This is a genomic window from Serratia sp. TSA_198.1 (assembly GCF_052686505.1).
This window is the reverse complement of sequence record NZ_JBQZFP010000002.1, coordinates 691,675-700,348: the sequence shown is the minus strand read 5'-3', so window position 1 is coordinate 700,348 and position 8,674 is coordinate 691,675. Positions and strand designations below refer to the sequence as shown.

The 8,674-nt window shown below is 49.3% G+C and carries 9 protein-coding genes; 5 read left to right on the top strand and 4 right to left on the bottom strand.

Translation table 11 applies throughout. The features are described from left to right. The first annotated feature begins 44 nt into the window (after positions 1-44). Positions 45-326 carry a hypothetical protein gene (locus tag ACUTSW_RS14635; protein WP_445584758.1) on the top strand — a complete coding sequence of 94 codons (282 nt, stop codon included), beginning with the start codon at positions 45-47 and terminating at the stop codon, positions 324-326. A gap of 73 nt (positions 327-399) precedes the next feature. On the opposite strand, the gene ACUTSW_RS14630 is transcribed toward ACUTSW_RS14635, so the two are convergent. Beyond that, entirely contained in the window at positions 400-1,062 is a 663-nt protein-coding gene (locus ACUTSW_RS14630; RefSeq protein WP_445584749.1) for a dTMP kinase, read from the bottom strand. A 112-nt stretch (positions 1,063-1,174) separates the two neighbouring features. After that, complete coding sequence (locus ACUTSW_RS14625) at positions 1,175-1,624, bottom strand: winged helix-turn-helix transcriptional regulator (RefSeq protein WP_445584748.1); 450 nt, start codon at positions 1,622-1,624, stop codon at positions 1,175-1,177. Between the two features lie 187 nt (positions 1,625-1,811). On the opposite strand from ACUTSW_RS14625, the gene ACUTSW_RS14620 reads away from it, so the two are divergent. From ACUTSW_RS14620 to ACUTSW_RS14610, 3 genes are all read left to right on the top strand, one after another. Beyond that, positions 1,812-2,444, top strand: coding sequence for an NADPH-dependent F420 reductase (locus tag ACUTSW_RS14620; protein WP_445584747.1), 633 nt, complete (start codon positions 1,812-1,814; stop codon positions 2,442-2,444). Between the two features lie 44 nt (positions 2,445-2,488). Further along, on the top strand, positions 2,489-3,454 hold the full coding sequence (locus tag ACUTSW_RS14615) for an SDR family oxidoreductase (RefSeq protein WP_445584746.1): 966 nt from the start codon (positions 2,489-2,491) through the stop codon (positions 3,452-3,454). 177 nt (positions 3,455-3,631) lie between these two features. Continuing rightward, a complete protein-coding gene (locus tag ACUTSW_RS14610; RefSeq protein WP_445584757.1) occupies positions 3,632-4,279 on the top strand; it encodes an NADPH-dependent F420 reductase in 648 nt (215 codons plus the stop codon). Positions 4,280-4,722: 443 nt separating this feature from the next. Here the strand turns inward: ACUTSW_RS14610 and ACUTSW_RS14605 are convergent, their stop codons facing one another. Beyond that, complete coding sequence (locus tag ACUTSW_RS14605; RefSeq protein WP_445584745.1) at positions 4,723-5,853, bottom strand: trans-sulfuration enzyme family protein; 1,131 nt, start codon at positions 5,851-5,853, stop codon at positions 4,723-4,725. Beyond that, complete coding sequence (locus ACUTSW_RS14600; RefSeq protein ID WP_445584744.1) at positions 5,846-7,066, bottom strand: ATP-grasp domain-containing protein; 1,221 nt, start codon at positions 7,064-7,066, stop codon at positions 5,846-5,848. The genes ACUTSW_RS14605 and ACUTSW_RS14600 overlap by 8 nt, the downstream gene beginning before the upstream one ends. Before the next feature lie 358 nt (positions 7,067-7,424). Here ACUTSW_RS14600 and ACUTSW_RS14595 point away from each other — a divergent pair, with 358 nt between their 5' ends. Continuing rightward, positions 7,425-8,663 (top strand): radical SAM protein, encoded by a 1,239-nt coding sequence (locus ACUTSW_RS14595; protein ID WP_445584743.1) that lies wholly within the window; start codon positions 7,425-7,427, stop codon positions 8,661-8,663. The last annotated feature ends 11 nt before the right edge of the window (positions 8,664-8,674 follow it).

The window sequence follows — 8,674 nt, the reverse complement described above, 5'->3', positions numbered from 1 at the left end:
GTAAGCGCATACCCTGAATCACTTAAAAGTGTAACTCTCAGGGTGTGAATGACTATACCTGGCACAAAACTGCCTATGATGAGGATGTGGTGCATGACCCTCCCCAAAAATCCTGCCCCATTCAGAAACAGAATTCCGGCATGATAAATGCCCCCGAAACGGATGTAGGGCCGATGAAAAAGTCACGATTTACCGAAGAACAGATTTTCTTCGCCCTGAAGCAGGTCGAGCTGGGTATGGCGGTGCCGGAGTTCTGCCATAAGCCGTGGCAGGTCAGAACACTGAGTTTTATTTTCCCGTGTCAAAGACCGAAAGATACTGAGTAGTATCGATTCTGTAGACGCCACATAAATCTGAGGATCACTCTGGAGTGGAGAGTGACGGAATACGTGGTCGTCATTACTGGCGGCATGCGGCGGAAGCTCTGTTCGCCAAACCGATGCCTGTAGGGCATCCAAGCACTCTGTAGATCTCAGCAATCACCTGCATCGTTGCGTCTTCGAGAGTTCCTTCATTACGGCATAAAACCCAGCCGTGATTTGCAATTTCTCGCTCGAATGCCTTGGTGCAAGCAACATGCTCTTCCAGCTTATAAATCACAGTACTACTTAGCCCACGCGGTCGGGCCGCGGCCCTCGCCCATGAAATATCAGGCGCAGTAACAACCCCGACATGCAGGTCCGGCGTTCGCACGTTTCGCTCAATGTTAAGCTGTAAAATCTCTGCAAATGGAATCATCCGGCGAAACGCGGCATCCGACGGGTACCAGCGATCCATCAAGATAATGCTGTCCGGTGGCTGTTTAGTCAGCACGTGCCGGGAAATCCAGGCACGGCTATCAGCAAAGCGCTCACAAACGTCCAATTCCAAACCCAGGGTGGGATTTCTGGCGAGCTTGTTAACGAGGGCCATTGTTTCCCCCCTGTAGGGATCGCTTTTTTTCTCGCAAAGTCGGATCACCTTCTTGTTGTCTGCCCTTAGTACTTTCGTAATGGCTTCCAACAGTGTGGTTTTACCGGCTCCCTTGGGCCCATCCAGGGAAACAAACAGCTGACGACTCATTCTTGAAATGACGATTGATATACTGTTTTTGTAAAGCTCAAATCTGGCAAAAGCATTTTACTTCCTTCGTATGAACAGCTGAACGCGTGGCAGAGCACGCTTGCCGTCTTGCTCATTCCTCGCCAGCGGGAAACATACACCCGCCATTGCGAACCAGCGCCTTCACCTCTTCGCTCACTTCCATGGGGTTTCGGCTTAATCGATCAACCCACTCCTTGCGGTGCAGCACGTACGACTTCGAATCGTGCTTCGCGCTCCAAAGGACGATGTTAAGCATGACAGGAATGAGGTCGAGGCCTTTCTCGGTCAGCGTATATAAATCCTTGCGCCCGTCGTCGGGGCTGGGCGCTCTCGCAAGAACACCCTGCTGCTCAAGAAAGGCAAGGCGGGAAGCCAGGACATTGGTCGCGATGCCCTCTTCCGATTTCATAAACTCGCCATAGGTCTTCTTACCGGTAAAAACGATGTCGCGAATGATCAAGAGCGACCACCGGTCACCGAAGATCTCCACGCCGTAATTTACCGCGCAATGGGACCGAATTTCTTTATTCGTCGTTTTCATGGCGAGATCTTACATCGCTTGTCTATCGCAAGCAAACCCCCTCTCTTTTTCTCACTTGTTTTTTACAAGTAATTTTACTTGTTTATTGCAAGTGACAAAACTAGCATGACCTGTATGTTGAGTCCGGTTGTGGGATCGCACCTGCAATCCATGAATGATTAACCCCCTATCCGTAAGGAAATTGCACATGAGCACTATCAGCATCATCGGCTCCGGCGGCATGGCGGCGATCGGCGGTCTTGCCGCCAGGGCCGGACATATCGTCGAGGTAATGAGCCGCGACGCTGCCAAGGCACGGGCGCTGGCTGGGAAGATCGGAGCCGGTGCGACGACAGGAACCTTCGGCGCCACCCTGGCCGGGGATATCGTCATCCTGGCGGTTCCCTACTCCGCCGTTCTCGACGTGCTGAAGCAGTACGGTGAAAAGCTGGCGGGCAAGCTTCTTATCGACATCACCAACCCCATCAAACCCGACTTCTCGGGCTTCCTGACACCTGAAGACAGTTTCGGCGCGCTGGAGATCGCCAGGGCCGCCCCTGCCGATGCGAATATCGTCAAGGCATTCAACACCCAGTTTTCCCACGTGCTGGCCATGGGTTCAGTCAAAGGTCAGCTGCTGGACGTGTTCATCGCCGGGGACAACGCGCAGGCGAAGGCACGCGTCTCGGCGTTCATCGAGAGCCTCGGGCTGCGCCCGCTGGATACCGGGCCGCTGTTCATGGCGCGGACGCTGGAGCACGCCTGCATGCTGTGTCTGGGCCTCATGACCCACTCCGTCAAGCACACCAACTTCTCGATCGGCGTCAGCCTTCTCGGTTGAGCGCACGGCACCACCACTCATATCGCACCTAAAAGGAAAATATCATGCACGTTTTAGTCACTGGCGGGACCGGCCATATAGGCTCGTACATCATTCCCGAACTTATCGCCGCCGGCCACGAGGTCACCGGCCTGGCCAGGTCGGATAAGTCCGCCGCTGCGGTGTCCGCGCTCGGCGCCAAGGTGCGTCGCGGGGATATTTCCGATCTGGATGAGCTCAAGGCGGCTGCGGCGGCGTCCGATGGCGTCATCCACGTCGCGCACAGGCAAGACCTGCTTCCCGCGGGCGGGATTGACGCCGTGGCCGCAGCGGAACTCCAGGTCATGCTCGCGTACGGTGAGGCATTGGCCGGAACCGGAAAACCGCTGGTCGTTTCGGGCAGCATTGGCTCGCCCACGAACCTGGGCTGGGCGGCGCCCGGGGCCAGCTTCCTGGACCGACCGGCGACCGAAGAGGACCCGGCCCTTCCCGGCGGCGATGCGTACAAGGGCTCCCTGCGGATTCGTAACGTCGTGGAACTCGCGGTAATCGGCCTCGCGGAGCGCGGCGTGCGATCCTCGATCGTGCGGATCCCGACTATCGCGCACAGCACGACCGACAATACCGGGTTCCTCCCGCTGCTGATTGGGCTCGCCAAGGAGAAGGGGGTCATCGGCTACCCGGGAGACGGCGCAAACCTGTGGCCGGCCGTGCATGCCCGCGACCTCGCCTCGCTGTTCCGCCTGGCGCTGGAGAAGGGGCCGGCCGGCAAGATCTGGCATGGGCTCGAAAGCGAGGGTATCCCGTTCCGCGAGATCGCCGAGGCCATTGGCAGCCATCTGGGCCTGCCCGCGGTGAGCATTCCCGTCGATACACTCATGCTGCCGGGATACTTTGGGTTCCTCGCGAATCTGGTCACGCTAAACCTCCCGGCGTCCAGCCTCCTCACCCGCCAGATCCTCGGCTGGCAACCCGCCCAGCCCGGGCTGCTCGCCGATTTGGAGAACGGCCATTACTTCCCTGCCAGTTGAGTTGAGCTTAGCCGGGACAGGGATCCGGGTCGCAACGAGCCTGGCAGACGGCAGTGTCGCAATGCCCTGCCCGTTCGGGCAAAGACTTTGCCGGCCCGGCGAGGGCATCAGGGATGACGCGGGAGGCTCGACGCGCACGACATATCAACCGGGGGGCCTGTTTAGCGATTACGGGCAATACCCCAACTCACGAGGAATCTGCATATGAGCACTATCAGCATCATAGGATCAGGCGGCATGGCCACGGCTATCGCCAAGCGTACCACCAAGGCTGGACATACCCTTGAGGTGATCGGCCGCGACACTGCCAAGGCCCAGGCGCTGGCCGACCAGCTGGCAGCCGGAGCGACCACAGGGACGTACGGCGCGGCGCCGGCGGGCGACATCGTCATTCTCGCCGTGCCGTACAACAGCGTTGCGGCGGTGGTGGCCGACTTTGGCGAAGCGCTCGGCAACAAGGTGATCATCGACATCACGAACCCGGTTGCCCCCGGCCTCTCGGGCCTCGTCACTCCCCACGGCAGTTCCGCGGCGCAGGAGATCGCCAAACGCCTCCCCGCCGACGCGCATGTCGTGAAGGCGTTCAATACCCTCTTCGGCCACGTACTGGCCAAGGGCGGACGCCTCGACGCGTTCATTGCAGCCGACGATGCGCAGGCGAAGGCACGCGTCTCGACCTTCCTCGAAAGCCTCGGGTTGCGTCCGTTCGATGTCGGCGGCCTGCAAATGGCCCAGACACTGGAGTCGCTCGGCCTGATGATGATCGGCCTGGCCAAGAATGGCGCCGGCAGTTGGGACATCGCCATGAAAGTCGATATCGGCTGAATCAGACGCCGCAGCTTCACCGGCAGCACTGGCGTGGGTCCCCGAGATAGCCGCAAGCGCCAGTCCAGGCGGAGCCTCACGATGACGCGAGGCCAATGGCGGCCATTTTGGCGATGTTGACAGAGGGCATTTTTTTCTTGGTTATTAGCCACTTAATGGCAATGGCGTTCCCGACCAGAGGAGCCCTATTGGAAAAACCCACTTAGGGAAACCTGAGTGGGCTTTTTTTTGACCGGCGGTTATGAGCGAGGAGCGGAAGTTCGTAATTGCTCTCACCGCTAATGGATGTATCAATAATATTACGGAATGTTAATCAACGGAAAGCTGGTCAGAAAAATGAATGTCTATCGAAAGATGTTTAATTCTTCTGAAGGAACAGGCTGTCATTATATTTAAGATGGCTACCAGAAATGATGCAACCGCATGTTTTTATAGAAAATAAATTAAAATTTAGACAATGCTGATGATAGTTCTGCTGCTAACATGTCTGCGTCTTCAATTCCGACGCTTACCCTTAAAAACAACTGTTCTTCATCCTGTGTCATCCAGTCTGGAGACCTGAATGGAATCATGCAGCTATCGACGCCTCCCCAGCCATACGCTAACTTGAATGTTTTCAATTCTCTTAAAAAAGCATCGCGCTTTTGATCTGTAGGCTTTTTAACTGAAAAACTAAAAAGGCCATTACTTTGCCGGTAATATTTACAAAAAATTTCATGCCCAGAATGAGATGGAAGATCCGGTGAAATCACTGTACTAATTGCAGGATGAGCCAACAGCATCCTGATCAGTTTTTGGGCAGTGTCCTGCTGTATTTTAAGCCTGGCCGCCAATGTTTTAAGTCCTTTATAAAGGCTGAAGGACTCTTCTCCGCCCGCACAGACTCCTGATTTAATAAGGTAGCGACGAACCGGTTCATAATACTGCTCTGTAGTGGTTATGATGCCCATTACAGCATCGGAATGACCCGCTAGATATTTTGATGCTGAATGAATAACCACATCAAAACCGTGATGAAGCGGATTAAGCAACAGGGGGGTAGACCACGTATTGTCGATGATGGTGACAATTCCCCTTAGCCTAGCCAGCTTAGCTACAGCATCGATGTCTGTTACTTCAAATATGTTTGATGATGGAGACTCAACATATATCAGCTTTGTTTTATCAGTGACATAGTCTTCTAAGTGGCCGAACTCATCAGCACTCAGGAAGGTAGCGCTTATACCAAGCTCAAACAAATATGTCATGACAAAACATCTGACTGGTTCATAGACTGAACGAGTCATAAGTATATGATCGCCGGGGCGAAGGAAAGACATGAGAACGGAGGTGATCGCAGCAAGACCGGAACATGTGCTGAGCGAACTGTAGCCGCCCTCCAGGCGCGTAATCTCACACTCGACTGTATCCGTCATTGGCGTGCCAAATCGTGAATAACGCGGATACCGGCTCTTTAGAGAATCCTGTGATGCATACGCCAAAGATTCAAAATCCGGATAAATTCCGGAAGTAAATCGATGGATTGGAGGATGGGGGAAATAGCTGTCCTCTTCGCTGCAAACTTTATCAACCATTATTGACCGTTTCCCAGCGTTCAGCATCATGAATTTGTTGGTAGCATGATCTAAATAGTCTTAACACGGATTTCGGATCGTCTGCTTCTACTACGTGTCCTATAAGATAAAGACCAGACTTTTCTCCACCGTCATAAATTTCATCAACTTTACCTGTTAGATGTGTTTTGCGCACCTCAACTGGAAACTCGGTAGGTAGGGACACAAGTCTCCCGTTTGAAGGGGGGATACAAACGCAGCCAAACCGCAGAAAACGTTCTTGATACTGCGGATAGGACTGTTGATGAATATGACATTCTGCCAATAACCACGCCTTATCAATATTAAACCCCGCCATCTCTTCAATCAGAAAGCTTATCATTCCTCCGCCGGTTCTACTCGCTATCTCGCAGAAAACAATATCGTCCTCTCTGGTAACCCACATTTCACAATGAAAAGCAAAATGTGGAGTTTCTGGCATAATATGAAGTATATCCTTAACAGAACTTACCAAACGAGAGTATAGTTTATCGTTTCGATCGAGTGGGATATTACCAATGTATAAGTTATCTCGATAGGAAAGACAGTTATTTACATATTTGAAAGGTTGGATAAAGGTAAGTTTACCTTCAACAACTAACCCATCAATGTGAAACATTTCACCGTCAACATAATCCTCTGCCAACATATCAACAATTTGATTGTTATATTTTTTAAGATATGAATGAAGTTCAACCTGCGACTTAATTATTACTACACCCGAAGAACCTGAAGCAAGGCGGGGTTTTATAACAAATGGCATTCCATTATCTGAAGCAAATGCCAAGAGTTCTTCCTGGGAATCTATTCTCCGGTAGTCTGCCATCATTACCTGAGAAAGAGATAATTGCTCTTTCATGAAGAACTTATCTCTATAACATAGCGCACTGGTTACATCTTGCCCAGGGATGCCGTAGCGTTTTCTTATATTAGCAGCACGAAGTATATCTACTTCTGCTCGGCAAAATATATAGTCAAATGGAGTCGTTTGATAAATTGATTCTGTTAAATTATAGAGGGATTCATCATCATGATCATAATTTTCCAAGCAGAAACAGTGTTTAATGTGTCTGGAATAATCTTGGTAAAATTTTGGAGAGGTAATCAAGACAGGTTCGACACCCAAGTCTTTAAGCCATACGTCATAAGGGGTGCGTGTATATTCCGTTTTTGCCAAGATGAGAACTTTTTTCATTTTCTTATGCTAATCCATGTTTTTTATATGACAATAGCAACAGTAAAGAATTAGTAAACAATAAATCTTTGTCAAGTTGTTACTTTTTATTTAATTCATTTTAATTCAATCAATTACAGTAAAATCATTGATAACCATAGGTGAAAAATTATTTTATAATTTAATTGTTTCTCACTGTGACTATATTTTTTCAATCAATAATCAGTTGTTCGTGCTGATTGTTTTCGCTTGTACGGAATAAAAATCTATAAATTAAATTTAAAAAAACATTTATATATATTAAGTATTTATATGGTTGACAAAACTAATTTAATTTATGTAAATCATTTCGCGATAAATATAAAATGAGGCAATGTCGATGCAAGGCAATATGGATATGTCATACGATTATCATGGGGACATTGATTTTCGCGTTCCTTTTACATCAATAAAAAATGAAGACATCCATTTTTATCTGGATGTTGATACATTTGTGGGCAAGGACACATGTGGTCAAAATTGTAATCATTGTTGGTTCGTGAACTATGAAAAGGTATTCTCTAAATCTTTTGGCATTAATGAAGGTCATGAAATTTATCGAAAGCTAACGGATCAGAATTTTAATATTTATCCTCGCTATGTGGATAGCTTTGCTCACAATGGTGAGTTTATGGATATCTATGGTCCGGCCCACAATCGCGAGTTTCGTTCCGGAGAGGACAAAAACGAGACGGACACCATGATAGCGGGTGATGCATGGACAAGTGGTAAGCCATTATTGCAGAAAAACTATAAGGAATTGTTGGATAAAGCAGTGAAAAATGGATACGGCACTATATCCATTACATTTCACGGGCTGGTTAACGATGCGGAAGAGTGTTCTTTGCATTCCCATGCAGATTATCCCATTAAAGGGGTGTTTCCTGGAAAGAAATGTATCGAAGTGATTTCCAGGATTAAAAGTTATAGCCGGGAAAGTGGCGACAATAACCTTATTCGGGTTAATATTGGTATTACAGTTGGTACGCACAATCATACCAAAAATGATCTTGTGAATTATTGCAAGCTTTTTAACAAACTTGGCGTGCAGACAGTCAGGTTCAATTGCTTTACAGATCATGGCCGCAGACACCCCCACTTGCAGCTTACTCAAGAACAAGTGGCACAATTTTATCAGGACATAAAGTGGATACATGAAAACATTCCTCTTAATTTCCAACTCGGTGTCAGCGAAGATTTTGGAACGTCAGGCATTGATATTCTAGGATTACCTTCGCATGTCGGATGGTGCCGGGCGGGCCGTCAGTTATTCGCTATCATTCCAGAGGCAGGTGAAAGTCTGGTTATCAATGGGATAGTTCATGAACGTATTGGCCAGATCGTTGGCTGCGTCAACATTTTTGAACCGACATTCGGGTATCTGACGCGATTTAAACATACCGATAGTGGTGAGACTGATTATCAGATTCATTTTAATGTAGACGCTATTGAAGCGTTCACTCAGGACAGACTTTCTGGCGTTTATAAAAATGGCTGTTTTGCAGGAGAGATACTTCAAATGCAAAATTATGACATTCCGCTGGTAAATCAGAATCGTATTGACATTATTGAAGTTTAAAATTTATCTTG

Coding starts and splice junctions, on each gene's coding strand:
- ACUTSW_RS14630 (WP_445584749.1), bottom strand. CDS start 1,062: ATGAGTCGTCAGCTGTTTGTTTCCCTGGATGGGCCCAAGGGAGCCGGT.
- ACUTSW_RS14625 (WP_445584748.1), bottom strand. CDS start 1,624: ATGAAAACGACGAATAAAGAAATTCGGTCCCATTGCGCGGTAAATTAC.
- ACUTSW_RS14620 (WP_445584747.1), top strand. CDS start 1,812: ATGAGCACTATCAGCATCATCGGCTCCGGCGGCATGGCGGCGATCGGC.
- ACUTSW_RS14615 (WP_445584746.1), top strand. CDS start 2,489: ATGCACGTTTTAGTCACTGGCGGGACCGGCCATATAGGCTCGTACATC.
- ACUTSW_RS14605 (WP_445584745.1), bottom strand. CDS start 5,853: ATGGTTGATAAAGTTTGCAGCGAAGAGGACAGCTATTTCCCCCATCCT.
- ACUTSW_RS14600 (WP_445584744.1), bottom strand. CDS start 7,066: ATGAAAAAAGTTCTCATCTTGGCAAAAACGGAATATACACGCACCCCT.
- ACUTSW_RS14595 (WP_445584743.1), top strand. CDS start 7,425: ATGCAAGGCAATATGGATATGTCATACGATTATCATGGGGACATTGAT.